The sequence below is a fragment of the Nocardia sp. TBRC8007 genome (assembly GCF_056629435.1).
Window position 1 is genome coordinate 194941 of sequence record NZ_JBWSOR010000004.1, and the last position, 26725, is coordinate 221665.

Genomic DNA, 26725 nt, shown 5'->3' on the forward strand with positions numbered 1-26725 from the left:
CGCGACAGCGACGCGGCACCCGGCCGGACACACCGCGCACGCGAGATGCGCTGGTTGACACCTTTGTGATTCAGTGAGAAGTCTGCTATACAATCTTCTCAGATTGTATAGCAGTTCCAGGCTGTGAGGTCAGCGATGCCCAAGCCACTTCGTGCGACACATCGGCACAAATCGCCGGATTCCCTTGACGTCGGGCAGTATCTCGACGGTATCGCAGGCTTCCTCGGCGGCACCGCGAATGTCATCATGCAACTGAGCACTCCATCAGTCGGGTACGGCGTGCTGGAGAGCACAGTCGACAGCGGAAATGTCATGTTGCATCCGGTCAAACGATTGCGCACGACCTTGACCTATCTGTCCGTAGCACTGCTCGGCACCGAGGCCGAACGCGCAGCCTACCGCGAAGCTGTCAACGGCTCCCATCGCCCGGTTCACTCCACCGCGTCGAGTCCGGTGCGCTACAACGCCTTCGACCCTGCGCTGCAATTGTGGGTCGCGGCCTGCCTGTACTGGGGTGCGAAAGACCTGCGCGAACGGATGCACGGCCCGATGGACGAAGCAGTCGACAAAGCCTTCTACCGGCTCAGCGCCCAGATGGGGACCACACTCCAGATGCCGGAAGCAATGTGGCCGACCGACCGACGCGCCTTCGATGAATACTGGACGACGAGTCTCGCGAAAACGCACATCGACCCAACCATACGTACCTATTTCAATGACCTCATCGACCTGCGTATGTTACCGCGACCAGCCCAATGGACCTTCAGCCGCGTACACCGCTTCTTCGTCACCGGATTGCTGCCACAGCATCTCCGCGACGAAATGGGAATGGTCTGGACCGAACGCGACGACCGCGCACTCGACCTCATCCTGCGCACGCTCGGCGCCACAGTGTCCAGGCTTCCACAACCGGTCCGCGTCTTCCCGCTCAACGCCTACTTGCTGGACCTGCGGATCCGGCGCCGACTCGGCTTGTCTTTGGTCTGATCAGCGCTGCGGCACCCGAAAAGACACCACCACATGGTCGCGCGCGAACTGCCTGATCGCCACATCGTCGCCGAGTGGGATCACTGTCTGCGGGGTCAGCGCCAACGACAACGCAGTACGGGCGATCATCTCGGCCAACGGCTCCGGATCGTAGGGCGGCAACCTACCTTCCTGCTGCAGCCGCGTGATGAACTCGGCGAGATAGTCCCGGCCGAGTTCGATGACCGAGGCGCCTTCGATGGTCAGGTAGGGCAGCACGAGTTCGGGCTCGGTGTCCAGAAGCCGGTGGATCAACTTATTGCTCTGGAGCCCGGTAATGAACGCAGCGAACAGTTCTACGATCTGCGCCTCGGCACTCGCGTCCCGATCAGTCTGCCGCCGCAACGCGGTGTCGACCTCCTCGACGAACTCACGCGCCTGCCGCAGTCCGACAGCCTTGATCAGATCGGATTTTCCCGCAAAGCGCCGATAGAGCGTGGCCAAAGACAACCGGGCGCGCCGTGCGACCTCCACCATACTGGTGCGCTTGATGCCGAAGTCCAGAAACGCCAATAGCGCCGCGTCCAGAACGCGAGTCTGGTTGCGATCCTCCGGCGCAGCTCCGCGAACAAGCGGCAGCAGCCTGGTCAACGTAGCCATGGCTCTACCCTATCCGCGTCGACGAAACAGTGAGTCGCCCAACATCTCATATCATCATCCCCGCGCTTCGGCGCCACCCTGCGGATGCGACCGAGGCAGTGGTCCGCGAATCGTATGAAGTTCCCACGGTATCGGGGCGAGAACCCGAAGCAGCGCGCCAGTGGCGTGATCAGGAGTCACTCGCCAAGGCACGCAGAAAAAACGCGAGGTTGGCAGGCCGTTCGGCAAGCCGCCGAGTGAGATAGCCGTACCATTGGCTGCCATAGGGCACATAGACTCGCATAGCCCTGTCCGCTCGCGCCAGCCGCAGCTGCTCACGGTCGCGTATCCCGTACAGCATCTGATGCTCGAAGTCGCCGGTGGTCCGTCCGGTTCCGGTGACCAATCGCTCGGCGGCGGCGAGCACCGCTGGATCGTGCGAGGCCACCATCGGATAACCGTCACCGCACATCAGGATCTCCAGGCAACGCAGATAAGCCGCGGTAACCTCACTGGTTCGCTGGAACGCCACATCATATGGCTCTCGGTAAGCGCCCTTGCACAACCGGATCCGCGACCCGGCGCCCGCGAACGCATGACAATCCTCCTCGGTACGCCGCAGATATGCCTGTAGTACCGCGCCTAGCCAGGGGAATTCGGGGCGCAGCATACCGACCACGGCCAGCGTGGCATCGGTGGTCGTGTGGTCTTCCGCATCAACGGTTACCCACACGCCCCACTGCGCGGCCTCGGCGCACAGCAGGTGCAGATTCTCGGCCGCGACAGCAGGCCCGTCGGCATGCAACGTCAGCCCCAATGCCGATAGTTTCACCGAGACCTCGACCGGTCGAGCCGTCGTACCGGGCAATTCAGGACACTCCAGCGCGGCGAGTTCCCGGATCAAGGAACGGTATTCATCGAGTGTGCCGCGCGCTTGCCTGCGATCGGTGGTGTACTCGCCGAGGAAATCCACGCTGACCATCCGCCCCCCGACCAGCAACGCGGCGGCCACTGCGAGTAGCTCCTCGCGCGTCTCACCCGCCACAAAGCGCCGCACGATCTGCGCGGTCACCGGGAAACCAGTGAGCAACCGCTTCATTCTCGGCGAGGACGAGGCCGCCAGAATCACCGGGCGCAGCGGGTTCACCATATTCGTTTCCTGAGCACTGCCGCAGCGGGCATCACGACCCCATATGCGGGTATCGATGCTCCTGCGTAGGAAGAAAGGTTTCCTTGATCGTGCGCGGCGCGACCCAACGCAACAGGTTCAGCGGTGAGCCCGCCTTGTCGTCGGTACCGGAGGCGCGAGCGCCACCGAAAGGCTGCTGCCCCACGACCGCGCCAGTGGGTTTGTCGTTGATATAGAAGTTACCCGCCGCGAAGCGCAGTACCGCACCCGCTTGTTCGATGGCATGCCGGTCCTGTGCGAACACCGCACCGGTCAGCGCGTACGGCGCCGCCGACTCGACTTCGGCGAGAACCGCTCGATAAGCGCCTGGATCGGTGTCGTCGTAGACATACACTGACAGAATCGGCCCGAAGTACTCGGTGACAAACGATTCATCGTGCGGATCGTCCAGCAGCAGCACGGTGGGTCGAACGAACCAGCCTTCACTGTCATCGCAGCTCCCACCGACCGGAATGCTGATGCCCGCGTCCCTGGCTCGCTGGATGGCCTTCGCGCTCTTGTCGAAAGCACGCCGATCGATCAGCGCTCCGCCGAAATTCGATAGATCGGCCACATCTCCATAGCTCAGTTCCGCGACGATATGGAGGAACTGCTCGCTCATCGTGCGCCACACCGATCGTGCGATATAGGCTCGCGAGGCCGCCGAGCATTTCTGGCCTTGATACTCGTACGCACCGCGAATCAAGGCTGTGCGCAGCGCATCAGGATCGGCCGAGGAGTGCGCGACGATGAAATCCTTTCCTCCGGTCTCGCCGACCATCCGTGGGTAACCGTGGTAGCGGCCGATATTGGCGCCGACTTGCTGCCAAAGGTAGCGGAACGTCTTGGTGGAACCGGTGAAATGGATGCCTGCCAGTCGCGGATCGGGCAGCGCCACCTCCGACAACTGCTTGCCATCGCCGGTCACCATATTGATCACGCCGGGTGGCAGGCCCGCCATCTCCAGCAACCGCATCGTGTAGAACGCCGACAACGTCTGGGTGGGCGAAGGCTTCCACACTACCGTGTTGCCCATCAGCGCAGGCGCGGTCGGCAGATTCCCGGCGATCGCGGTGAAATTGAACGGGGTGATGGCATAGACGAAGCCTTCGAGTGGCCGATGGTCCATACGGTTCCACACCCCAGCGCCCGATCGCGGCTGCTGCTCCAGGATTCCGCGGGCGAAGGCGACATTGAACCGCCAGAAATCGACCAGCTCGCAGGGGGCATCGATCTCGGCCTGCTGGACCGATTTCGACTGCCCCAACATGGTGGCCGCGGCGAGCGTCTCGCGCCATGGCCCAGCCAACAGATCAGCCGCGCGTAGCAGTACCGCGGCGCGTTCCTCGAAGGGCGTCTCCCGCCAGCCGGGTGCGGCTGCCATCGCGGCTTCGATAGCGGCGCGGGCCTCCGAGTGTGTGGTGTCGGTATAGGTCCCCAGCACCTGGCGGTGTCGATGCGGCGCGACAATATCGTGCCGTTCGCCGATGCCCGGCCGGTGTTTGCCACCGAGCACCAGGGGAACGTCCACAGCCTCGACAGACAACTCGGCGAGCTTGTCCAGCAGCGACTCCCGCTCTGGGCTGCCCGGCGCGTAGGAACGCACCGGCTCGTTACTCGGCTCGGGGACAACCGTGACAGCGTCCATACTTCAGGCTAGCTCCCCTGGCGCGGCACGGGGGCTGTCGACACACTATCGCACGATATCGAATCGGCAGCCCCCACTGCCCCGCGGACGTGTCATCCGGAGTCGAGCCTTTCTGGAGCCTGGCCAGAAACCTGGCACTCAGCCCGCGGCGAGCCGCTCGGCCGCCGCGGCGACACGCTCATCAGTCGCGGTCAGCGCGATCCGCACATGTTCATGACCACTGGGACCGTAGAAGTCGCCAGGGGCTGCGAGGATACCGCGCTCGGCCAGCCAGCTCAGCGTATCGCGGCACGATTCACCGCGCGTTGACCACAGATACAGGCCCGCTTCCGAGCAATCAATCCGGAAACCTGCTTTTACCAGTGCTTTTCGTAGCACTTCCCGGCGTTTCCTGTACCGCTCGCGCTGCTGCGCCTCATGAGTGTCATCGCTGAGCGCGGCTACCATCGCGGCCTGGACCGGGAATGGCACGATCATGCCCGCGTGCCTGCGCACCGCGAGCAGCTCGGCGACCAGAGCCGGATCGCCCGCCACGAACCCGGCGCGATAACTGGCAAGGTTCGAGGTCTTGGACAAGGAATGCACCACGAGCAGGTTGGTGTAGTCGCCACCGCACACTTCGGGGTCGAGCAGAGAAGGCGCGCGGCCCGCCCAGGCCAGCCCGAGATAGCACTCGTCGGAGGCGACGATCGTGCCGCGCTCGCGCGCGAACGCGACCACCTTGCGCAGGTGCTCGACACCGAGCACGCGGCCGGTCGGATTGGATGGCGAGTTCACATAGATCAGCGCGGGCGTCTGTGGGCCGAGCTGGGTCAGCCCGTCAGCGCGGAGCGCCCGCGCACCCGCCAACAGAGCGCCGACCTCGTAGGTAGGGTAGGCGATCTCGGGGATGACCACCGTATCCTCCGGTCCGAGGCCGAGCAGCCGGGGCAGTCCGGCGATCAGCTCCTTGGTGCCGATCACTGGCATTACATCCGCCGGATCGAGACCGATGATCCCATAACGCCGCTTCAACGCCTCGACCACGGCCACGCGGAGCTCGGGGGTGCCCTGCGTAGCCGGGTACCCTGGCACCTCCGCGACCGAGCTCAGCGCCGACCGGATCAGCGGATCGACCGGATCGACCGGGGTGCCGACGGAAAGATCGACGATGCCACCCGGATGATCGGCCGCCTTCGCCTTCACCGAAGCAATGGTGTCCCAGGGAAATTCGGGCAGCAGCGCACTGACCCGGCCACGCGGCGCCACCCCGGGACTCACTCGCTCGCCATCGGAGGCAGTTCCTTGATGAGCGGCGGATCGTAATCGACCTTGCCCACCTTCGTGGCTCCGCCGGGCGAACCGATCTCGTCGAAGAAATCGACGTTGGCGTTCACGTATGCGCTCCACTGATCTGGGGTGTCGTCTTCGTAGAAGATCGCCTCCACCGGACACACCGGCTCACATGCACCACAGTCCACGCACTCGTCCGGATGGATGTACAGCATGCGACCGCCCTCATAGATACAGTCCACGGGGCATTCCTCGATGCATGCCTTGTCCTTCACGTCAACGCACGGTTCAGCGATGATGTACGGCACTGCCGCTCTCCTAGTCTGTCCTTGCCTGCGGGATAGCCCGCCCGGCAAACCCTATCCCGGCACCACACGTTACTACTGGTCAGCCTGCCCTAACATCCGGTGCCGTGAACTCCGCATCGCCGCCCAACGAACGGTATTACCCCACCGGCACCGACAACAGCGGCATCCTGCGCTTCGGCGTGCCGTAGGTTGTGGTTCGCTCCCGGGCAGGCCTGCCGATGCCCTCGGCGATCTCGACCAGCTCGGCAACTGTTTTCGCCGAGCCGTGTTGCGAGCCCGCCATCCGGGAGATGGTCTCCTCCATCAGCGTGCCACCGAGATCATTGGCGCCGCCCGACAGCATCACCCTGGTTCCGATGGTCCCGAGCTTGACCCAGCTGGTCTGGATGTTGGAGATCCGGCCGTGCAACATGATCCTGGCCAGTGCGTGGGCAGCACGGTTGTCCCGGTTCGTCGGCCCGGGCCGCGCAGCGCCTGCGAGATACAGCGGCGCGCTCTGGTGCACGAACGGCAGAAGCACGAACTCGGTGAACCCACCGGTTTCATCCTGGATTCCACGCAACACCCGCAGGTGCCCGACCCAGTGTTTCGGATTGTCCACGTGGCCGTACATCATGGTCGAGCTGGACCTGATGCCTACTTGGTGAGCTGTGGTGATCACTTCGATCCACGCCGAGGTGGGCAGCTTGCCCTTAGTGAGTACCCAGCGCACCTCATCGTCCAGAATTTCGGCAGCGGTACCAGGAATGGTATCCAGGCCTGCCTCTTTCAACGCCACAAGCCAGTCGCGGATGCTCTGGCCGCCACGCGAGGCGCCATTCACGATCTCCATCGGGCTGAACGCGTGCACATGCATGGCCGGCACCCGCCGTTTGACCGCGCGGACCAAGTCCGCGTACCCACTGACCGGCAAATCGGGGTCGATGCCCCCCTGCATACACACTTCGGTAGCGCCGTCCACATGCGCCTCCCACGCCCGATCGGCGACCTCGTTCACGCTCAATGTGAACGCGTCCGCGTCGCCTTTGCGCTGAGCGAAGGCACAGAATCGGCAACCGGTATAGCAGATATTGGTGAAGTTGATGTTCCGGTTCACCACGTAGGTGACGTCATCGCCGACCGCATCGCGGCGCAGCTGATCGGCCAGCGCGGCGACCGCGTCGAGTTCGGCACCATCCGCGGTGGCCAATGCGAGATACTCGGCATCGCTGAGCCCGGCCGGATCGCGTTCAGCAGCGCGCAACGCGGCGAGCACATCGGCGTCCAACCGCTGCTGCTGCGTGGTGAGATCTCGGGCCTGTTCGCGGATGGTATCCCAGTCGCCGAAGGCGCCGACGAGAGCAGTATCCGTTGGGCGGTCCGCCCTGGGCTCTCCGTGGTCCCCCAAGCTACCGCCGCCGGTACCGAGCGCGGCGTCGCTGCGGTGGTCGGTTTTGCGGCCTTCGGTGTCTATAGCGGTGTCGAGATCCACACGTCCGGTCGATTCCCAGGATTCGTCCGGCTCTTGCCAGCGCAGACCGACCGGTAGCGCATCCGGATTCGCCAGCCCGGTGACCGGATCGGTAAGCGCCGCGACGTGCGCACCGATCCGCGGATCCACCCACGGATTGCCTGCGCGCACATACTTCGGATGCGCGGAGGTTCGCTCGACCAGCCGATAGCCCGCCGTCGCGGTGATCTCGCGCAACGTGTCCACGTTCGGCCATGGCCGTTCCGGGTTCACATGATCGGGCGTCACCGGCGATACCCCACCCCAGTCATCGATACCCGCCTCGATCAGCGCACGGCACTCGGCGTGCGACACCAAGTTCGGCGGCGCCTGCACCGGAACGTCCGGGCCGAGCAGTATACGGGTAACAGCGATAGTGGCGAGGAATTCCTCGATAGCCGCATCGGGCACATCCCGCATCGCGGTGTCGTCCTTGGCCCGGAAGTTTTGGATGATGACTTCCTGAATATGTCCGAAAGCCTTGTGCTGCTTGCGGATCTCCATGATCGACTCGGCCCGCTCCGTTTTTGTCTCGCCGATACCGACCAAGATGCCTGTGGTGTAGGGCACCGAAAGGCGACCCGCGTCCGTGATGGCACGCAGGCGCACCGCGGGATCCTTGTCCGGACTGCCGTAATGGCAATTGCCCTTCTCGGTGTAGAGCCGGGTCGCCGTAGTCTCCAGCATCATGCCCATCGATTGGGCCACTGGCTTGAGCCGGGCGATCTCCGCCCACGACATCACGCCCGGATTCAGATGTGGCAGCAGACCTGTCTCTTCCAGCACCATGATCGACATGGCACGCAGATAGTCCAGCGTGGAATCGTAGCCGCGTTCGTCCAGCCAGCGCGCGGCTTCCGGCCACCGGTCCTCGGGGCGATCACCCAGTGTGAACAGTGCTTCCTTGCAACCGAGCGCCGCGCCGCGCCGCGCGATGTCGAGTATCTCGTCGGGTTCGAGGAACATCTCCTTGCCTTCGGCACGCAACTTGCCCGGCACGGCGACGAATGTGCAGTAGTGACATTTGTCCCGGCACAGGCGCGTCAGCGGGATGAAGACGTTGCGGGAATAACTGAGCGTCTCAGGACGCCCAGCCGAGGCCAGCCCGGCATCGCGTATCCGCGCGGCACTGCGGCATAGCTCGGCGAGATCTGTCCCCGTCGCGTGCAGAAGCACCGTGGCCTCGTCCACGTTCAATGTGACACCATCACGGGCCCGGCGCAGCGCCCGGCGCATGGCCGACGGGGTGGGCGGTGTGGACGGAACGCTCGGGTTCGGTAGGTCGGTCACGCTCTCGATCATGCGCTACCCATCCGGAACTGTCTCCCTCCAGTGCTCGAAAATAAGGCCAAGCGTACGAGCCGCATGCGTGGCCCTGTTCGCCGAGGAGCCCAGTGAGATATGGGCACCACTGCGCGTTGACAACTATGCAGTGGGCGAGGCTATTCCGACGTCGGCTATTTCCCACGCGCGAAAGGCACTGCGTCCCGGCTGCCGGCCACGATTACGCCATACCGGTTTCCTCGGCAGGAGAAATCCTGACTCAACTCCGTAAAGCGTTGCCGCACTGAAGAAGAAACTTCCATGCCCCAGTCCGCGCTCGTAGCCATGAGCTGCGGCCGCAGTATGCCGCACCGCCTTGGGCAGAGGGCATTCGATGGCGACAGCGGGTGCGTAGTCGTGCAACCATGACAGCATGTCGCAGCCGCGCACGATCATGGCCGACCCGGCCTGGCGTCCTAGCCCGAGAGCAAAGCTTCTGTGGACTGTACAGGCCGCGCTGGCCTGGGTGATTCCGTTTACAGCCCAGATCGTATGGGCGAGGCTCGACTCCGTGCATCGCGGCTGGCAACTCGGGGTCTTCCTGTTCACACTCGTAGTAGCCGCACTGAACATAGGCGTGGCGCCGTGGTGGCGGTACGCGGTGCACCGCTGGGAGATCACCGATGAGGCGGTGTACACCAGGGTCGGCTGGCTCAACCAGGAAAGCCGGGTCGCGCCGATCTCGCGGGTTCAGACCGTCGACACCGAACGTGGACCGGTGGAACGCCTGCTCGGACTGGCGACGGTCACAGTGACGACCGCATCCTCTGCAGGTGCGGTTCAGATCAGTGCCCTCGATCTGCCGGTGGCCGAGGAGACCGTGACGCGACTGACCCGAATAGCCGCCCAGCACCGCGGGGATGCGACGTGAATGAGACGAGCATCACGCAAGCCGAGCAGGCATGGCAGCGGCTCGACAAGAGGATGCTGCTGGTCCACCCGGTCACCGAGGCGATCAAGTTCATCCCGGTACTGATCGGTTCGGTGATCCTCGGCACAAGTAGCGGAAACCCCGCATGGAGCGTAATCCCTATAGTGCTGATCGTCGGGATCGCCCTCAGCCGCTGGTTCACCACGACGTATCGAGTGGGATCCACTCATGTCGAGTTACGCACCGGGTTATTGCAACGCAAGAAGCTGGCGGTGCCACGGTCGCGGATTCGGTCGGTGGATATCGAAGCGGACCTGCTGCACCGGATGCTCGGACTCGCGGTGCTGGCGATCGGGACGGGACAGCAGGCCGATTCGGGTGAACAGTTCAAGCTCGATGCCTTGGACGTTCGAATTGTCCCCCGATTACGGGCCATTCTACTCACGCACACGACGGATCGGACAGGTGCGTTCGAGGAACGAGAAAATACTCAGGAGAACGACTTCGCTACTGCCGTGGCACAGCGAACTCCGGTACGCGAGATCGGGCACTGGAGCCCGGCCTGGGTGCGCTATGCACCATTGTCGCTGACCGGGTTCGCGATTGTCACACCGATCATCGGTATCGCGTTCCAGTACGGACTCGGCGAGCTCATGTTCCGATCGGACGCAGTGGCCGGCGTAGAGGGTGGGGACGTCTTCGTACTGGCACTGATCGGGACCGTGCTGTTGTTCGTTATCGCCTTGCTGGTCAGTACCGCGGCCTGCGCCCATTACCTGACCACCTATTTCGGGTTGCGTGTCATCGATGACGGCAAGACCCTACAGTTGCGGCACGGCCTGTTCACCACTCGCCGAATCACTCTGGACCTGGCCCGGCTACGTGGGGCGACAGTGAAGCAACCGCTGTTGCTGCGCCTGGCGGGCGGCGCCGAGCTCGAGGCGGTCATGACCGGGGAGAATCCACGCCAGAAGATCCTTCCACAGGCCCCACGCATCGCGGTGGAACACACACTGGGTCATCTGCTCGCCCCGGAAGACCTACAGGACAAGGCCATCACAATCCGGCCGGACGCGGTCGCCGGGGGCACGAGCTCAGCAGGCGCGCACATCTATACGGCGCCGGGCAGCGCGCCATTGATCGCACACGGTGCGGCCGCCCGACGCCGCAGGTACACTCGTGCCCTGGCCCCAATCGGGGTCATCGCCGCGGCACTGGCCGGCATTTCGTTTGCTGGACAGAGCTATTCACCATGGTGGTGGCTGCTACCCTGTCTCGCTCTGCCAGTCGCACTCACGCTGGCCGAGGACCGCTACCGCGGCCTCGGGCACGCGGTGCTTCCGCGCACAGCCACCGGTCCGATCTGGCTGATCAGCCGGTCCGGATCACTCGATCGGAGCAGGGACTGTCTAGAAGCACCCGGCATACTCGGCTGGACCGTGCGCCAGACCTTCTTCCAGCGGCGAGCTGGAGTCGCCACAGTGATTGCGGCGACCGCCGCGGGCAAGAAGCGTTACGCGGTGGTCGACGTCCGCCTCGATGACGCATGGGAGCTCATCGAATCCATCACACCGGGGCGGCTCGGTCTCCGCCTGTCTGCGGAGCACCCTAGCGGTGCCGAGAGATCACCGCACCAGCGCGAGGGCTATTAGCTACCACATCCTGCTAGCTACCACATCCTGCGCGAATACCAGCGTCGTGCGACCACCCCCGTGGTCTGCCGCACCGACGCCGAGCTCGGGGCCTAGGCCGAGAAGTCGCGTACTCACCTGGAAAGAGCGTTTACTCGGAGAGAAATGTATACCAGGGGCGGCACCACTCCGCAGAAAAGTAGTAATAAGGTGGGCCACGTCGGGGTGAGCAGAACATCGCCGCCCGGGCCGATGCTCACGCAAACCAAGAACCCGAACGCCCAAGCGACTACAGGAAGCGCCATCGCAGCGGCGCGCAGGTCGATCGAACGCATGCCCGCGACGAGCAGGACATTCACCACGCCTGCCATGAGAGCGGAGGCCGGAAAAGCGACCGCGCCGAGATAGGATGGCAGATAGAGCACCTCGAGCGACAACGTGAGCAGAGCATCCACAACGAGGACAACAGCAATCACCCCATCCAGCGCTGGGCCGACAAAGCGGCGCAGCGCGCCGAGTTTTCCGGAGACGTGATCGTCGAGTTCTGTCGTCACTGTACCGGCGGATAGCCGAGAAGGGTCAGCAGCTGACTCTGCATGCCGGCAAACGCATGTAGCGTCGAAATATACAGGTCGTGTTGCTCCTGCCAATACGGCTTCATACTGTCCACGAATGCCACGATCGCATTCTGGAGCTCCCAATTGTACATAGTGCCGAGTCTATTCCGGTCCGGATCAGTGTTACCCACGCACGATCAGTAGGAGTCGCTGCTCTCCGGAATCGGTAGGAAGACCGCTTCCAGTGACGTAACGAGAGTCGGCATCAGTCCAAACCGCTTAACAAGTCGTGCTCCCGCCCGTCCGGTCCGAGCGAGCCGAGCCGACCTCGCACGAGAATGAAATGCTCTTCCGGTAATATCGGCTGCGCGATATTGTTCGACAGCGCGAATTCCCGTCCGGATGGCGCGACATCGACCTGGGTTGCGTGTGCCCGCAGCGCGGCGCGCTTGGCAGGCAAAACCTCGGAGACATCTATGACGGTGGTCACCGTATGGCTGGGTACGCACGCGAGCTCCTCCGGGCCGGGCAGACGCCAACCAGCTGGCAGCGCACCGGGCAGCCCCTCAGCCGTGCGCTTGGCCAATGCGGTGGTGTGCAGGCGCAACATGTCGGCGTCGGTGACCGTCCAGTAGAACTTCGGGGTGTCCCAGCCGCAGTCGGCCGCCGCGTGCACCGCAGCCGTAGTGACCTCATGCGCTCGGATGTGGTCAGGGTGGCCGTAACCACCTTTCGGGTCATAACCGACCACCACGCGCGGCCGTAACTGCAACACCACATCCGTCAGCGCCCGCACCGCCTCACCTCCGGAGCACGCGAACACCATTGGTTTGTTCGCCCGCTCCACAGACGATGCAGTACCTGCCATTCCGGAGTCGCGCCAGCGCCCCGCACCACCGAGGAAGCGCGGCGGTCCCGCGTCCAATGCCGACAGAGCACGGGTCAGTTCCAGAATCCGGTAGCCACCGAGTTGGTCGGCGCGCCGCGCGGTCAGTAATGCCCATTCATCGCCGATCACCTCGCCTTCCTCGCCGAGAGTGCAGGTGATTACGGTGACCGGTACGCCACGACAACGGTAATACGCGATCGTCCCTCCAGTGGTGATGGATTCATCATCCGGGTGTGCGTGCACCAATAGCAGGCCACCCGTTGCCGCCACGGTCACGGAATCCTGCGCCACATGGACGCGTCGCCGAAAATGCCGACCTGGATGGCACCGCTGAGCGAGGCGCCATCCACCCTGGGACCAGCGACGGCGACCACGTTGTCCTGCACTATAGGCAGCACCGTCGACATGGCCCACAGTTTGGGCTCGACATCAGCGAGCACCGGACCTACGTCGCCCCCGCGAAGCGCCGCATCGATCGCGGGTTGTATGGAGGGATCGCACACTCCGGACAGATTGCTCGGTGCGCGCTGTGCCGCCTCCACGATGGCCCGCATCGCACCCGTGGTCTCTGGCATCATCGGCGGCGGGCAGCCGTAGCGGGATGCCAATACAGTCGCGGGATCCGAGCCGGCCACCTCCCAGCCGACGATCGCGTCGACAGTGCCGCCGAGCAATTCCTTGCCGTACAGCTTGTCGGCAGCGAGACTGCGCACTGTCGCGTTGATACCCGCGCTACGCAGTTGGTCGGCCGCGGTATGTGCCACCGCGAGTGCGGTGGCATCCCGGTCGACCGCTCCGATGCGTACGGTCAACGGCTTGCCGTCCTTGCCGATGGTGCGCGGCCGCGGTGCGGGTGAGGTCTGCGACAGCGCGGGTGGTGGCTCCGGCGCCCGGCTATACCCCGCCGCGGCGAGTAGCGCGAATGCCTCGTCCTCGGACGGCCGCGCTGGAGCGGTCGGTACATAGCCGGGATCAGACGGCGCAAGGACCTGCGCCCGAGCAGGCTCCACCCAGTTCCCGGTTTGCGCGCCGACTGTCGCCAACAGTACCGGGTCGAGTAATGCCAGCACACCCGCGCGAACCTGTGGATCGCTCAACTCACCTTTACGTCCATTGAGCACCAACTGCAGGACCCGCGACTGCGGCATGATCGCGGTCCGCACCGATGGAATCGCCCCCAGCTGTGCCTGTGTCGCCACACCGCCGTGTACCAGAGCCATCTGCACATCACCAGTGCGCAATGAACTCGCCAGTTGCGCGGTCGTACCCGCCCGACGCAACAGAATCTGCCCCGGCACGGCCGGCGTGCCCCAGAAACGGTCGTTACGTTCCAGCAATATCTCGTCTCGACCAGGGTCCGCCGAGCGGATTCCGAACGGCCCCCCGGAAACACGGACTCCATTGACCTGGCCGTTCATTCCTCTGGAGAATCCGCCAGGCGCGTCCTTCAGTAGGTGGGACGGCAAGAGATTCGCGAATAGCTCACGCCAGCCAGGGTAGGGCTGCGACATCACCACGCTGACCGTTTTGCCACCCGCCGACGAACTCACATCCGAGATCAACCGATAGCCGGCCGGATCCACGACCCCTGGTTCGGAGATCATCTCCTGCCATAGATAGTGGAAGTCCTCTGCCGCGATGGGCGCTCCGTCCGACCAAGATGCTTCGTTGCGAAGTGTATAGGTGATCGTGAACGGCTCCTGCGCGGTCACCTGGGCTGAAAGCAGCAACGACGTGTCCGGAACCCAGGCTGTCGCGCCCGGTGTGTCCGGGCTCGGCACCGGGCGGAACGGGCTCGGCAGCACCAGCGAAGCGATCGCAGCGGTGGCAGTGGACTGGTCCGAGCGCAGGTGCGGGTTGAAGGCTGTGCCGACGGTGTCCAGGGCTACAACCACGGTGTTCTCTACTGGTTCGGCCGGTGTGGACATGGGACTGTCGGTGCTTTCGATGGGGGGCGGAGGATTCGCCGCACAGCTGCTGATCAGCGTCAGCGCTGCCACAGTCGGCAACAACGTGCGCCACGTCGCGCGTTTTCCTGCGCCCCTTTTCACGTTCGGGGACTCTACCGTACGGTCGAGTTCGAGCGCAGATTCACAATCGCGGGAGCGGATCTCCGGTCGATCTGATACTCGTGGAATAAATCGGAGCCCATCGTAGCGATGTACCCCGATGAGCCTTCGATCCGAAACCTGGTAGCGGATTCCGGCCGGTATGCGGACTCGATCACAACCGAGCTTTAGGCGCCCCTGAGCAATTTCCCTGCCATCCGACAAGAATCGAAAGCAAGAATTTCTCCGAAAATTATCCAGCGTGGGAAGCGTCTAAAGCACCGCGCGATCACGCGCCTTCCGCCGGGACAGCTCACGTGCGCGTTCGTTCTGACCGAGGATCACCTTACGCACCCGCACCACCTCCGGGGTGACCTCCACGCACTCGTCAGCGGCGCAGAACTCCATCGCGCCTTCCAAATCCAACTGCAGCGGCTTGGCCAGCGTTTCGATCACGTCAGCGGTCGAACTGCGCATATTGGTCAGCTTCTTCTCCCTGGTGACATTGATATCGAGATCCTCCGCACGCGGGTTGATACCGACGACATGGCCCTCGTAGGTGTCCGTGCCCGGCTCTACGAAGAACTGGCCACGATCGGCCAGTTGGATCATGGCGAACGGCGTCACCGCGCCCGAGCGGTCGGATACCAGCGAGCCGGTGTGCCTCGCCCGGATCTCGCCCGCCCACTGGGCATAACCGTGCGATACCGCGTTGGCAATGCCGGTGCCTCGGGTCTCGGTGAGGAAATCGGTGCGGAAACCGATCAGACCACGCGAGGGGACGATGAACTCCATCCGCACCCAGCCTGCGGCGTGGTTGCTCATCTGCACCATTTTGCCTTTACGCGCCGCCATCAGCTGAGTGACCGCGCCGAGATATTCGTCGGGGCAATCGATGGTCAGCTCTTCGTACGGCTCGTGCACTTTGCCATCCACCTGCCTGGTGACCACCTGCGGCTTGCCCACAGTCAGTTCGAAGCCCTCCCTGCGCATAGTCTCTACCAGGATGGCCAGCGCCAGTTCGCCACGGCCCTGCACCTCCCAAGCATCCGGGCGGCCGATGTCGAGCACGCGCAACGACACATTGCCGACCAGCTCTTGGTCCAGCCGCGCTTTCACCATGCGGGCAGTCAACTTATGGCCCTGCACCCGGCCCACCAACGGTGAGGTGTTGGTTCCGATGGTGACCGAGATGGCCGGCTCATCGACAGTGATACGGGGCAGCGCGACAGGATTATCGATATCGGCGAGCGTATCGCCGATCATGATGTCCGGAATACCCGCGATAGCGACGATATCCCCCGCCCCAGCGACCTCGCCCGGCTGCCGTTGGACACCAACGGTTTGCAACAACTCGGTGATTTTCACCTGCTTGACCCCATCGGCGTGCATCCACGCGACATTCTGGCCCTTGCGTAACTCGCCATTGTGCACGCGAACCAGCGCGAGGCGGCCGAGGAATGCCGAGGCGTCGAGGTTGGTGACGTGCGCCTGTAGCGGCGCTGTCGGGTTCCCCTTGGGAGCGGGAATGTATTGCAGCAACACGTCGAACAGCGCATCGAGGTTCTCCGCGTCCGGCGCATGGCCGTTCTCCGGACGCTCCTTGGACGCCTTGCCTTCCCGACCGGATGCGTACAACACCGGCAGGTCGAGTGCGAGCTCGGCGGCTTCGGCGGCAGCATCGTCCAAGTCGGAGGCAAGATCGAGCAATAGGTCGTGGCTTTCCTCGACCACCTCCTCGATACGAGCGTCCGGACGGTCGGTTTTGTTCACCACCAAAATCACCGGCAATGATGCGGCAAGGGCCTTGCGCAATACGAACCTGGTCTGCGGCAGCGGCCCCTCGGACGCGTCGACCAGTAGCACAACACCGTCCACCATGGACAGACCACGCTCCACCTCGCCGCCGAAATCGGCGTGCCCCGGCGTGTCGATCACGTTGATCACGGTGACCGAGCCAGCAGAATGGTAACGGTGCACCGCCGTGTTCTTGGCGAGAATGGTGATGCCTTTCTCACGCTCCAGATCACCGGAGTCCATCACGCGATCAACGAGCTCATCCCGTTCAGCGAACGCGCCTGATTGGCGCAACATGGCATCGACCAGGGTCGTCTTGCCGTGGTCGACGTGGGCCACAATGGCAACGTTGCGAAAATCGCGTGCAGACGACACGCCTGAATCCTCCTGCTGTTCGGTACTGGTGCCCGCCGACCCCTGCAAACAGGTGGAGAATCGAAACTCACCGGGTATCGCGGCCAGCTACACCCTACCGCCAGTCCAGTTCGCGCAACGTTCCAGCCTTTGCACTAAGGGTATGCTAACTATCGTGGGCAAGGTCAAAGCAAAGCAGGTTTCGAGCCTGAAACCGAAGAAGAAGTGCTGCCGGAAGAAGAAGCGCTGTGTGAAGTGCCCCGTCGTGATCATGCGGATGAAGAAGTGCGAAGCCGCGGGCATCTGCGGTAAGGATCTGAAAAAAGCACTAGAGCAGGCCCGCGCTGCCTGACCCTGGCACTATCGCCACTAAAGTGGCCAGAGATGAGAGGAAACAGTCTCATGACACAGCAAACGGTACTCTCCGACACCGAAATCGCCGAAGCTCTCACCGAGCTGCCGACATGGAAGCGAACAGGCGACAGCCTGGTCCGCACTGCCCAAGCGACCACCTTCCCCGAGGGGATCGAGCTCGTACGCCGGGTCGCCGAGGCAGCCGAGGCAGCCGATCACCATCCGGATATCGATATCCGTTGGCGCACAATTACGTTCGCACTGTCCACACACTCCTCGGGTGGGATCACCTCGCTGGATGTGGCGCTGGCTCATAAGATAGATCGCCTCGTGGCGCAATCCAGCTGAGCTAGGCTGTGCTCTCCCGCGCTCCGCGCGGGGCCCTCCGTGGCCACGCGCGCTCCCTCCTCCGGCCCTGACCACGCGGGTGGGCAGAACCGCACCGGATCACCCAGAGGTAGAACAGCACGACGCCGAGTACATCGACGGTGCCGAGCCAGGACAGCACGCCGGGACGCGAAATCGTCCAGATCGTCTCCTGGAAGAACGACAGCACCCACGGCACCCCAACGAGGGCGTTCACCAGCCAGAATCCGGTCACGAATCGGACTCCGGGTGCCGAACACAGTGGCCCGTGGATCAACCACAACAATGTCGGAAGCAACCACACCCAGTGATGTGACCACGAGATGGGCGAGATCATCAGCCCGAACAACTGCACCACGATCAACGTGCCCAGCCGGTCGTCGGGTCCGAGAGCGCGCCAGGCCAGGAATGCCAGCACCGCGACCACCAGCACAGCAGCGATCCACCACAGACCGAACTCCACGTCGTAGCCGCGGAGTCGGCTCAGCGCGCCGCGCAACGACTGGTTCCACACCGAGCCGACCGGCCCGATCCGGCCGGCATCGCCGAGCAGGGTGCCGAAGTACTGTCGCGCCGCGCTCGGCGCGATGACGGAACTCAGCCCTACTGTCGCCCCGAAAACCAGCGCCGACCACACTACGGTCATCCACTGCCGCCGGGCGAGGAAATAAAGGCTGGTGATCGCGGGAGTCAGCTTGATACCCGCGGCAATCCCCACCAACCCGCCGGAAATCCACCACCGGGAGCTTCGTACCGCGAGCATCCCACCGAGCATGAGGAATACGTTGACCTGGCCGTAATCCAGCGTAGTCCGCACCGGCTCCAGCCACAGCCCAAGCGCGGTCCAACCCGCCGTCATCGCCCGCCACTGGGGCGCACGTAACGTCTGCGTACCGAGTACGAGCTCGAAACTGATGTACACCACTGCGTAGAGCGCCGCGACGACAGCAAGCAACCAGGCAATCGCTACGGCAGTGAACGGCAGGAAGTGCAGTGGGAAGAACACCACTGCCGCGAACGGCGGATAGGTGAACGGGAGCGGAAAGTCCGGTGTCTTCTCCGCATAAGTGAAGTCGTAGAGCTGGTCGGTCAACAAAGCGGCTGATCCATCGACGTAGACGTGCAGGTCGACGAGATTCATCCCATTCGGGGACAACAGCATCCAGAGCAACCGTGCCAGCACGGACAGACCGAGAACCGGCACGGCCCATCGGAGGTAACGGTTCACGTCACTGGCTTTCGGCTAGAGTGCGTCGGTTCGATATCCCAGGCCACGGGGTGTTATTCGACGACAGCACGGATGGATGGCACGGATAGATTAACCACAGCTCCGATCGACTCGGCTCCGCCCTCGAATCGTCGATAACGTTTGGATCAATTATCACACCAGTAACATCACGAGCACATTGCCGTCTGCTAAACACGGATCGTCCACGAACCTTTCGGCTCCATAGCTGTACACGTAGCCGCAATGTCCCTAGAGTGACCCCGAATCGATGTCACTTCGCAATCGAACCATGATGTACTCGAGGTAAGGACGGCCAGACCAGTGCTTCGCACCAGAGGAACGCGGATCGTGTTGTCCGCATTCGCCATCGCGGCGAGTGCCACGCTCGCCGCGCCGACGACAGCAATCGCAGCCCCCGCGCCCGCGGCGACTACCTATAGCGTTCCGATGATCCCCGAGGGCGTCCCGGTGGACGCCCTGACCGCGCTGACGCCCGTTATCGCCCAGGCGATCTCCACCCCGACGCATATCGCCGACCCGAAGATGATGATTCTGGACCAAGCCCGCCAGCTGCTGGCAATCCTGAACCTGCCACCGGAAATCAAGGCGACGCTGGAGCGGATCATCACCTTCCTGGACGGCAGTGGTGGCGGCGGACCGGAGTTACCACAGGATGGCCCGCCGATCGCGCAATTCCTCTATCCGACCATCGGTAAGGGGTGTATCGGCCCGACCTCGGATTCAGTGGGCACCGCACTGGCCGTATCGGGTCCGGCAACTCTGCCGCCACCGGGCCCTGCGGCCGGTCAGGCCGGATTCGTATTCACCGCGCTCGGCACCAAGCCGCCGACGCCGGTACAGAATCCGCCGATGACGGTGCAGTGGCTGAACGTGGACACCCGCCAGTCCGGTGTCCTGCCATTGACCGATGAGGCGAAGATCAACCCGGACGGTCCCGCCACGTTGTCCGCGATCGCAGATACCGGCTCCGGTCGGATCGTCGCTGTCATCTCCGGCTCGCTGACCACTCAGGCCGACCCCGCTACCGCACCGAGGACCTGTTCCTTCGCGCCGACCCTCGGATTCTTCACCGTCGCCTGAGCTTTCGGCCGAAAAGTACTGGAACGGGCGGACCGGGAACGAATTCGCCGCGATGCCACCTGTGGGTGCGGGAACTGTGGTAAACCGCTAACCATGGCGCCCATCGATCATCCAGGACATTCGATCCGGAGCAGAAGCTCGCACCGATCGATTCTGTCGATCCGTTCCGAAAGTTCGATTCTGTCGATCGGCTCGGCCTATTCGGTTCTGTCGATCGGCAGTGTCGGCTCGGTGCTGTCGGTCGGGTCGGTAGGATCGTTCGGGTCTGCGGTCTCCTCGTTCTCGTTCAGCAGCCTCGGTTCGGCCTTCTCCGGTCTGTCCAGGTGGTCGCTGTTCTCCTGGCTCGGCGACCACACGGCACCCGAGAGCCGTCCGACGCTACGCGTCGTCCCGGACGAACCCGACCTGCGTGTGGCGCCGCTCAGTCACTGGCAGACCTAGCCACCGGCAACCGCGAGCGGCCCGCTCGATCCGGACACACCACACACCCCGAGGAATCGCATACCCCGAGGAATACTGATCACCATTGCCCATACTCCGGCGCCAGGATGGTATTCAGATCGATGCCCACACCGTCGACGGATCGCTTATCGATCTCGAACTGGTGCAAGTGCACAGCCGGGTGAACAAAACCCCGAGGCGTGCCCCAATCGTGTTGCCAATACCAGGAACCGAGTCCTGCGGCAGTAGCCCACGCTATGGTCGGTGCGTTCGCGTAGACTCCGGTGCCCTCCTTGCCGAGCACGGCGTGCCAGCCCAGAAGGTACGGCGCGATCATGGCGGTGAATTCGGCTACGGAAGGATTGTCGTCGATAGCGGCGTAGATCGGCACATTGTCCGGGCCGCCTGCCGCATGGTGCAGTTCGAGTCCGCGCTCAGCGTGCCGCTTACCTGCCTCCAGCCCGCCGCGCCAATCGGCGGTCGCGCCTTTGCCGAACTGGTAGCACGAGACGATCTGCAGTCCCGCTGCCCGCAACCGCTCGACTTCCCCCGCCAGCAATGGCTTGCCCGTCATCCACTCGGCACCGGGCCTGCGATCGGAAACGTAGCGGATCACACCGAGGTAGCCCGCGTCCTTGATCGCCGTGGCGGAGGGAACCCCGCCCGCGTAGTCGATCAGGGTGCCGTACACGGGCCGGGCCATGGCCGGAGCCGCGTTAGCGGTCACGCCGACCATAGTTGCCGCGGCCGCGTAGGCGAAAAGATCACGCCGAGATACCGAACTGGAACGCATCGTGGACTCCTTCGCGCAACCTCACATCGGATGGCAGCGTGCCCGGCGCACCTTCCCCATATTCGATGCGCGCCGGGAGCCTCGAACGTAAACCCATTTCACCACATTCACATTGGAACCGCTAGACCCATGGATCACACACTGCACTTTCGTCACATACCGACTTTCACTGGAAGCGGCGGATGATCAGGCCACGTCGTTGATACGTGCGGCAACATCGATGATCCGAACCGACGGATCGGCCAATTCTTCGCGAACCACCGCAGCAACTTGCCGCACGACCTGTTTCTTGATCCGCGCCAGCACACCGAAAACAGAAGCCCGCACTCCATGCGCGGTGAACTCCAGGTAAATGTCGGCGGGATCCGGAGGCAAGACGTCGATCACCACCAACAGCGGCTCGGCGGCCCGAGCGGTGAGCGCCAACGGTACCTCGAGTTCGGCCTGATATCGATTAGCCTTCAGCACATCCACGGTGATGTCCAGGCTTATCGGCAGCGTCAGGTCGAACGCGACCGGCCCTGCGGCGCGATCCGCCAGCCGCGGTAGCCGGAGCTCGCCGCGGACCGTCACAATGGCACGATCCCGCGGCCCGGTTCGCAGCGGCCCGATCTCGATAGGTCTACCCGCCAGTTGTTCCACCGCCTCGTACACCCGATGTCGTGTCACAATGCGGGTGAAGAACCGGCGGCCGAACTCGTCATAACCGATCCAGTCGAACTCGGTGTTGTCCCGATACTCCGAATGAGTGCTGCCGACCATGGCCTCGACGTCGAATACCAGGCCGCGGCGAGTCTGTGGCTCGGCCAACATGGCGTTCACCCGGGCGGCAACCTCATTCTGCACTACCCCCGCGGCTGGGCCGAGCAGCCATTCCCAAGAAGATTCCACTGCCTGTGCGCGCAGCACGAAGCTGACATCACGCCACGTAATCGGCGGAATATCGATGACGATGAGCAATGGGTCGGCGGTGCGGGCGTGTAACGTCATATCGATCTCGACCCTGGCCTCCAGCCGGAGCTTTCTCCGGCGCAGCCGCAGTGTCAACGCCAGCGACACCGGGATTGTGACCTCGAAAGTCACCTGTGGGCCATTGCGCAGGACATGGGGCGTGCCGATCCTACCCTCGGCCGTGAAGCTGGCCAGCTTGGCCGGAACGAGCGAAACCGGGCCGATGGTGATGCCATGGCCCGCCATGTTGGAGATGGCGGCTTCGATTCGGGTCGCGGTCACGGCATACGCCACGAAACGCTCGCCGAATTCGGCATAGTCGATCCAGGCCGGGGCACTGTTCGAATCATCGATCAGCTGCATCAATAGTCCCGCAACCCTCATCTCTCGATGGACAACCGATACGGTACTCGTCCGGTTTCGGGTTACCCGTGCCCGCATACCCCTATCCGAATCCCCGTCCTGCCGATGAGGGGAAAGCAGGGCGGGGATCCGCGACGGCGCTGCCGGGCACCGTCACCTCCATAGTAGGACGGTTCGGACCACTGTTTAACAGTGCAGATCCGACCGATCGGCCCACTATAGCGACAATCCACACAATCACCACGAAACCGGCGCACGAACAGGCAGGTCGGGAGAGATCGGAGGCTGTCCGGCTCACTGCGGCGACCCGGACGGCGATCCTCACTTCCCGACCCCCGGCACCACCCCCCACGACCAGCCCTGGAAAACTGTCGACACGGCATGTCACCGGTGCGCGGTCACCAGCGGCAGGGCCAACCACTCGCACGATAACGTTGGTTTCAAGCCGTACAGAGAAGGGCACTCCGCAGGAGCCGCGCTCGCGGATGAAACTGTCCTCGATATAGCCGGCTGATGGGGAAGGTACGACCCTGGATACGCTGTGGACATTCATCATGCACCGTCGACACCAATTGCTTGTCGACTTCACACTGCACGTCTCGGCTGTGCTGCAATCAGTGCTGCTGGCCACGACGATCGCAGTACTGATCGGGATCCTGGTGCACCGCAGCCCGCTCGGCTCTTCGGTCGCCACCGCGCTGGCGGGTGCGGTGCTGACCATCCCGTCGTTCGCCCTACTCGGCCTGTTGATCCCATTCCTCGGTCTCGGTGTCGCACCGACCATCACCGCGCTGGTGGTGTACGCGCTGCTGCCGATCATGCGCAACACTATTATCGGCCTGGCCTCAGTAGACCCCGTCGTCACCGCGGCAGCGCGCGGAGTCGGGATGAATCGGCTCCGTGTGCTGGCACGTATCGAACTGCCGCTCGCCTGGCCCGCGATCCTGGCCGGAATGCGAGTGAGCACACAACTGAGCATGGGTATCCTCGCCATCGCCGCGTACGCCAAGGGGCCAGGACTGGGTAACCTGATCTTCTCCGGGCTCGCCCGCCTCGGCAGCCCGAACGCGGTGCCGCAGGCCTTGGTGGGCACGATCCTCATCATCGTGGCCGCACTCGCGCTCGATGGGGGTTATGCCCTGATCGGGCGGTTCACCACACCGAAAGGAATCCGTGACTGATCTCCGAATCCGCACCAGAACTGCCGAACCGATCGTTTCCGGTGTGGAGATCCTGCTCGATTCGGTCACCAAACACTATCCAGGGCATCATGATCCCGCAGTGGATCGAGTCTCGATGACCATTCCAGCAGGTGAGATCGTCGTGCTGGTCGGTCCGTCCGGCTGTGGCAAGACCACTACGATGCGGATGATCAACCGTCTGATCGAGCCCACCTCGGGCACCATAACCATCGACGGACGAGATGCCGCCACCATGCATCCCGATCGACTGCGCCGCGGCATCGGATACTCGATCCAGCAGGCAGGTCTGTTTCCGCATCTGACTGTCGCGAAGAACATCGCGACCGTCCCCCGCCTGATGAACTGGGACCGGCGGCGCACAGCGGTTCGGGTCGATGAAATGCTTGAGTTGGTCGGGCTCGATCCGGATACCTTCCGCAACCGCTATCCACGCGAACTGTCCGGCGGCCAGCAACAACGCGTCGGGGTGGCACGGGCATTGGCAGCCGACCCACCCATATTGCTGATGGATGAGCCGTTCGGCGCAGTCGACCCGATCACCAGGGGGCTGCTCCAGGACGAACTGCTGCGCTTACAGAATGAACTGGGCAAGACGATCGTCTTCGTGACCCACGATTTCACCGAAGCAGTCAAACTCGGCGATCGAATTGCCGTGCTGGGCAACCATTCTCGGATCCTACAATACGATACCCCTGCTGCGGTCCTGGCCGACCCAGCCGACGAGACGGTCGCCGGTTTCATCGGAGAGGATGCCGCGCGCAAACAGCTCATGCTGTCCCGGGTCCGGGATGTCGAACTGGACCGCTGCCCCACCGCCACCGAACAGGACTCGGTCGAGCAACTGCGCAACACACTCACCAGCCGGGACCGGCCATGGGCACTGGTACTCGATCAGCATCGCCGTCCGCACCGCTGGGTCTCGGCGGAGCAGCTGGCACACGCGGACTCGCTGCGCGGGATCGGATCACCACCGCAAAACACCTTGTCGCTGCAGTCGACCCTGCAGGACGCTCTCGAAGCACTACTGACCCATCAAAGCGCGACCGCCGTCGTCACCGGTGCGCACGGCGAGTATGTCGGACTGATCACCATCGATATCCTGATCGGGCAGCTATCGGCCCTCCGCGCGGAACACACCGCCGAATACGCTGTATCGGGCGGCACACCGTGACAACCACCGTATCGTCCGCCACGCAACGTAGGGCCGAACGCATTCGGTTGGTCGCCCAGCCCATTGTTGTTCTCGCTCTTACCGCCGGTGTGCTCGGATGGGCGTTCGCCCATGATCTCACCAACACTCAGCGGGCCAGTCTCAATGCGGACACTCTCACTACCGTCACTCGCCAACACGTGCTGATCACCGTGACAGTGGCACTGATCGTGGTCACGGTGGCCGTCCCGCTCGGTACCTTGCTCACCCGCCCCGGATTCAGCCGTTGCGCGCCATTGTTCGTCGGTATCGCGAACGTCGGTGCGGCCGCGCCGGCCATCGGCCTGATCGTGCTGTGTTATCTCGCTACGCGCACGACCGGTTTCTGGATCGGCGTGGCGCCGATCGCGTTCTCCGCGCTGCTACCGGTATTGCGCAACACCATCCTGGGGTACCGGCAAGTGGAACGGACACTCATCGATGCCGGGCGCGGTCAGGGGATGTCTGCGGCGACGGTGTTGCGCCGCATCGAGTTCCCCCTCGCCGTGCCCTACATCCTGGCAGGACTACGTACCTCGCTGGTGCTCGCCGTGGGCACTGCGACGCTATCGTTTCTGGTCAGTGCGGGCGGCCTCGGCATTCTGATCGATACCGGATACAAGTTACGCGACAACGTCACCCTGACCGTCGGCGCGGTACTCGCTGTCGCACTGGCTCTGCTGGCAGACTGGCTCGGCGCGCTCGCCGAACGGTTCCTCGGCCCGAAGGGACTGGCATGACGCGGGTGTGGCGCCCGGTCGCGCTGCTACTCGGGCTGTTGCTGGTGGCCGCATGCGGGCTGGAATCCGGCAGTGCGGTGCCGCTGCGGGTGGGACCAGGCAGTATCCGCCCAGTGCCCGAGCTCGATGGTGTGCGCATCACGGTAGGGTCGAAATCCTTCACCGAGCAGCTCGTCCTCGGATATCTCATCGAGTTCGCCCTGTCGGCAGCGGGCGCGGACGTCCGCGATCTAACGAATATTCAAGGTTCCAACAGCTTGCGCGAAGCGCAGTTACATGGGCAGGTCGACCTCGCCTACGACTACACCGGTACCGGCTGGATCAACTACCTCGGCCACGAGACGCCGGTGCCGGGCGAAATCCGCCAGTTCGACGCGGTCCGCGACGCCGATCTCGCCGAGCACGGCATGCTGTGGACGGCGATGGCTCCGATGAACAATACCTACGCGCTGGCGACGAGCGCGCAGACCGCGCAGGCGACCGGGGTGCGCACGCTGTCGGACTACGCCGGATTGGCCGCTACCGACCCGGGCGCGGCGGCTGTGTGCGTCGACACCGAATTCAATGTCCGGCGGGACGGCTTTCCTGGCTTGACCCGCGCATACGGGATAGACGACGGTAAGATACCCAAGCAGATCGTCCAGGATGCCGTGGTCTACCAGGCCACCGCAGACGGCACGCAGTGCCGCTTCGGCTCTGTGTACTCCACCGACGGGCGCATTTCCGCACTACATCTCGTCGTGCTGCGAGATGACCGCGACTTCTTCCCGAAGTACAACGCGGCGTTGGTGATGCGCAAGAAATTCGCCGACGCCTATCCACAGATCGCCACGATCATGGAGCCGATCTCGCAACGACTCACCAATGAGACCATTACCGAACTGAACCGTCAGGTCGACGTCGAGGGACGCGAACCTGCCGAGGTGGCACGGGACTGGCTGGCTGCCCACGGGTTCGTCACTATCCGTTGAACAGTGTGGTCCGCTGAACCGGAGAAGACCGGGCTGCGGACTGCGCACTCGCTCGCCGAGATACCG

25 protein-coding genes are annotated in these 26725 nt (G+C 63.6%); 11 read left to right on the forward strand and 14 right to left on the reverse strand.

Translation table 11 applies throughout. The annotated features are described in order from the left end of the window. Positions 1–135 precede the first annotated feature (135 nt). On the forward strand, positions 136–987 hold the full coding sequence (locus ACX4ZE_RS06705; protein ID WP_480272425.1) for an oxygenase MpaB family protein: 852 nt from the start codon (positions 136–138) through the stop codon (positions 985–987). Here ACX4ZE_RS06705 and ACX4ZE_RS06710 read toward each other — a convergent pair whose 3' ends face one another. From ACX4ZE_RS06710 to ACX4ZE_RS06735, 6 genes are all read right to left on the reverse strand, one after another. Beyond that, positions 988–1626, reverse strand: coding sequence for a TetR/AcrR family transcriptional regulator (locus ACX4ZE_RS06710; protein ID WP_480272426.1), 639 nt, complete (start codon positions 1624–1626; stop codon positions 988–990). Positions 1627–1795: 169 nt separating this feature from the next. Beyond that, positions 1796–2755 carry a proline dehydrogenase family protein gene (locus tag ACX4ZE_RS06715; protein ID WP_480272427.1) on the reverse strand — a complete coding sequence of 320 codons (960 nt, stop codon included), beginning with the start codon at positions 2753–2755 and terminating at the stop codon, positions 1796–1798. A gap of 31 nt (positions 2756–2786) precedes the next feature. Then, entirely contained in the window at positions 2787–4421 is a 1635-nt protein-coding gene (gene pruA / locus ACX4ZE_RS06720) for an L-glutamate gamma-semialdehyde dehydrogenase (RefSeq protein ID WP_480272428.1), read from the reverse strand. A 138-nt stretch (positions 4422–4559) separates the two neighbouring features. Then, positions 4560–5669, reverse strand: coding sequence for a succinyldiaminopimelate transaminase (gene dapC, locus ACX4ZE_RS06725; protein WP_480272542.1), 1110 nt, complete (start codon positions 5667–5669; stop codon positions 4560–4562). 8 nt (positions 5670–5677) lie between these two features. After that, positions 5678–6001 (reverse strand): ferredoxin, encoded by a 324-nt coding sequence (gene fdxA, locus ACX4ZE_RS06730; protein WP_480272429.1) that lies wholly within the window; start codon positions 5999–6001, stop codon positions 5678–5680. A gap of 136 nt (positions 6002–6137) precedes the next feature. Next, positions 6138–8792, reverse strand: a complete 2655-nt coding sequence (locus ACX4ZE_RS06735) for a bifunctional FO biosynthesis protein CofGH (RefSeq protein ID WP_480272430.1) — start codon at positions 8790–8792, stop codon at positions 6138–6140. A 394-nt stretch (positions 8793–9186) separates the two neighbouring features. On the opposite strand from ACX4ZE_RS06735, the gene ACX4ZE_RS06740 reads away from it, so the two are divergent. After that, complete coding sequence (locus ACX4ZE_RS06740) at positions 9187–9684, forward strand: PH domain-containing protein (RefSeq protein WP_480272431.1); 498 nt, start codon at positions 9187–9189, stop codon at positions 9682–9684. Positions 9685–9737: 53 nt separating this feature from the next. Next, positions 9738–11336: a PH domain-containing protein gene (locus ACX4ZE_RS06745; RefSeq protein WP_480272543.1), complete on the forward strand. Its 1599-nt coding sequence runs from the start codon at positions 9738–9740 to the stop codon at positions 11334–11336. A gap of 113 nt (positions 11337–11449) precedes the next feature. Here the strand turns inward: ACX4ZE_RS06745 and ACX4ZE_RS06750 are convergent, their stop codons facing one another. From ACX4ZE_RS06750 to typA, 5 genes are all read right to left on the reverse strand, one after another. Beyond that, a complete protein-coding gene (locus ACX4ZE_RS06750) occupies positions 11450–11869 on the reverse strand; it encodes a hypothetical protein (RefSeq protein WP_480272432.1) in 420 nt (139 codons plus the stop codon). Beyond that, positions 11866–12024 carry a hypothetical protein gene (locus ACX4ZE_RS06755; protein ID WP_480272433.1) on the reverse strand — a complete coding sequence of 53 codons (159 nt, stop codon included), beginning with the start codon at positions 12022–12024 and terminating at the stop codon, positions 11866–11868. The genes ACX4ZE_RS06750 and ACX4ZE_RS06755 overlap by 4 nt, the downstream gene beginning before the upstream one ends. A 113-nt stretch (positions 12025–12137) precedes the next feature. Next, a complete protein-coding gene (mshB, locus tag ACX4ZE_RS06760; protein ID WP_480272434.1) occupies positions 12138–13037 on the reverse strand; it encodes an N-acetyl-1-D-myo-inositol-2-amino-2-deoxy-alpha-D-glucopyranoside deacetylase in 900 nt (299 codons plus the stop codon). Next, complete coding sequence (locus ACX4ZE_RS06765; RefSeq protein WP_480272435.1) at positions 13034–14812, reverse strand: ABC transporter family substrate-binding protein; 1779 nt, start codon at positions 14810–14812, stop codon at positions 13034–13036. The genes mshB and ACX4ZE_RS06765 overlap by 4 nt, the downstream gene beginning before the upstream one ends. Before the next feature lie 270 nt (positions 14813–15082). Beyond that, positions 15083–16981 (reverse strand): translational GTPase TypA, encoded by a 1899-nt coding sequence (gene typA / locus ACX4ZE_RS06770; protein WP_480272436.1) that lies wholly within the window; start codon positions 16979–16981, stop codon positions 15083–15085. A gap of 154 nt (positions 16982–17135) precedes the next feature. Between typA and ACX4ZE_RS06775 the strand changes: the two genes are divergently transcribed. Together ACX4ZE_RS06775 and ACX4ZE_RS06780 are read left to right on the forward strand one after the other, a co-directional pair. Beyond that, positions 17136–17312, forward strand: a complete 177-nt coding sequence (locus ACX4ZE_RS06775) for a hypothetical protein (RefSeq protein ID WP_480272437.1) — start codon at positions 17136–17138, stop codon at positions 17310–17312. A gap of 50 nt (positions 17313–17362) precedes the next feature. After that, complete coding sequence (locus ACX4ZE_RS06780) at positions 17363–17662, forward strand: 4a-hydroxytetrahydrobiopterin dehydratase (protein ID WP_480272438.1); 300 nt, start codon at positions 17363–17365, stop codon at positions 17660–17662. Position 17663: 1 nt separating this feature from the next. Here ACX4ZE_RS06780 and ACX4ZE_RS06785 read toward each other — a convergent pair whose 3' ends face one another. Beyond that, positions 17664–18908 carry a mannosyltransferase gene (locus ACX4ZE_RS06785; protein ID WP_480272439.1) on the reverse strand — a complete coding sequence of 415 codons (1245 nt, stop codon included), beginning with the start codon at positions 18906–18908 and terminating at the stop codon, positions 17664–17666. Between the two features lie 321 nt (positions 18909–19229). Between ACX4ZE_RS06785 and ACX4ZE_RS06790 the strand changes: the two genes are divergently transcribed. Beyond that, entirely contained in the window at positions 19230–20009 is a 780-nt protein-coding gene (locus ACX4ZE_RS06790) for an Rv1157c family protein (RefSeq protein ID WP_480272440.1), read from the forward strand. A gap of 93 nt (positions 20010–20102) precedes the next feature. Further along, positions 20103–20450, forward strand: coding sequence for a hypothetical protein (locus tag ACX4ZE_RS06795; RefSeq protein ID WP_480272441.1), 348 nt, complete (start codon positions 20103–20105; stop codon positions 20448–20450). Between the two features lie 79 nt (positions 20451–20529). Here the strand turns inward: ACX4ZE_RS06795 and ACX4ZE_RS06800 are convergent, their stop codons facing one another. Next, positions 20530–21243: a DUF1906 domain-containing protein gene (locus ACX4ZE_RS06800; protein ID WP_480272442.1), complete on the reverse strand. Its 714-nt coding sequence runs from the start codon at positions 21241–21243 to the stop codon at positions 20530–20532. 186 nt (positions 21244–21429) lie between these two features. Further along, positions 21430–22578, reverse strand: coding sequence for a hypothetical protein (locus ACX4ZE_RS06805; RefSeq protein WP_480272443.1), 1149 nt, complete (start codon positions 22576–22578; stop codon positions 21430–21432). Between the two features lie 533 nt (positions 22579–23111). Between ACX4ZE_RS06805 and ACX4ZE_RS06810 the strand changes: the two genes are divergently transcribed. The 4 genes from ACX4ZE_RS06810 to ACX4ZE_RS06825 are packed head-to-tail and all read left to right on the forward strand — an operon-like array spanning position 23112 to position 26659. Then, a complete protein-coding gene (locus ACX4ZE_RS06810) occupies positions 23112–23738 on the forward strand; it encodes an ABC transporter permease (protein WP_480272444.1) in 627 nt (208 codons plus the stop codon). Then, a complete protein-coding gene (locus tag ACX4ZE_RS06815) occupies positions 23731–24930 on the forward strand; it encodes an ABC transporter ATP-binding protein (RefSeq protein ID WP_480272445.1) in 1200 nt (399 codons plus the stop codon). The genes ACX4ZE_RS06810 and ACX4ZE_RS06815 overlap by 8 nt, the downstream gene beginning before the upstream one ends. Beyond that, positions 24927–25688, forward strand: a complete 762-nt coding sequence (locus ACX4ZE_RS06820) for an ABC transporter permease (protein WP_480272446.1) — start codon at positions 24927–24929, stop codon at positions 25686–25688. The genes ACX4ZE_RS06815 and ACX4ZE_RS06820 overlap by 4 nt, the downstream gene beginning before the upstream one ends. After that, positions 25685–26659 carry a glycine betaine ABC transporter substrate-binding protein gene (locus ACX4ZE_RS06825; RefSeq protein WP_480272447.1) on the forward strand — a complete coding sequence of 325 codons (975 nt, stop codon included), beginning with the start codon at positions 25685–25687 and terminating at the stop codon, positions 26657–26659. Before ACX4ZE_RS06820 ends, ACX4ZE_RS06825 begins: the two co-directional genes overlap by 4 nt. Positions 26660–26725 lie beyond the last annotated feature (66 nt).